The organism is Deinococcus arcticus (assembly GCF_003028415.1).
Lineage (GTDB): Bacteria > Deinococcota > Deinococci > Deinococcales > Deinococcaceae > Deinococcus > Deinococcus arcticus.
The window spans coordinates 1-974 of the sequence record NZ_PYSV01000055.1 but is presented as its reverse complement, the minus strand read 5'-3'; the positions used below and the strand labels follow the sequence as shown (position 1 = coordinate 974).

The 974-nt window shown below is 57.1% G+C and carries 1 protein-coding gene; it reads right to left on the bottom strand.

Annotation, left to right across the window (positions count from 1 at the left end; genetic code table 11):
* Positions 1 to 249 precede the first annotated feature (249 nt).
* Positions 250 to 663 (bottom strand): helix-turn-helix domain-containing protein, encoded by a 414-nt coding sequence (locus C8263_RS18730; protein ID WP_146160800.1) that lies wholly within the window; start codon positions 661 to 663, stop codon positions 250 to 252.
* Positions 664 to 974 lie beyond the last annotated feature (311 nt).

The following is a 974-nucleotide window of genomic DNA, read 5'->3' as shown; positions in this document are numbered from 1 at the left end:
GCGCCTTGCCGCTCCCTCTGCTGACCATCGCTTTGAGGGTCTGTTCCTGTTCACCACTCAACTGCACCACGTACCGAAGAGGTCGGCTCATCCTTAACTATTACAAATTCTAGAACGCTGCACTAGGTTTGGCGAACAGCTTTGGGCGCACGGGCATGCCCGTGGTGACGTTGACCCTACTCGCATCTGTCATTCGGCTCAGCCATATGAAAGGGCTGAACTCCGTCGGTACCAGGCAATGACCTGTGTTTATTTTTCTGGCGTCGACGTCTGGTCAGGGGCAGGGCGCGTCCACCCTCTACCTCGTTGGTACGTCATTTCGTGCCGCTTTAGAATCCGGCCGATCGTTCGGTACGAGATTTCCACACCCGTCTCTTCGGTCAGGCGACGCGCGTGCTCGCGGAGTGAGGCGACAGGATCAGCGTCGAACTGGGCCAATACCTGCAGCTCAAGCTCAGGTGCCAATTTACGTGGCCGGCCTGTTGGCTGGCCGACGAAATACAATGTGCCCGCTGCATCCTGTTGCACGTAACGCCGCACAGTGTTACGGTGCACGCCCCAATACTGCGCCACCTGGTGGATCGGCATGCCCTTCTGCACATCTTCGACCACCGTTCCTCGCAACCAGCGTGAATAGGTCCGGCCATCCTCGAAATCGCGCACACCTTATTTTGTCGCATCGCTTCTGCCGTTTCAATAAGGGGGCCTATCATCCCATCGACAGGAGGACGGGTCGCACCACAGAAAGGGTGAGCGGACCACTGGGTTGTCCCCGCTCAGCACTGGTCATGCAGATGCGCGGTCAATTTCCTCTGATCATGCGTAGCACTGTGGGGCGTTGTAGTAACTAGTGCAGCGTTCTAGAATTTGTAATAGTTAAGGATGAGCCGACCTCTTCGGTACGTGGTGCAGTTGAGTGGTGAACAGGAACAGACCCTCAAAGCGATGGTCAGCAGAGGGAGCGGCAAGGCGCG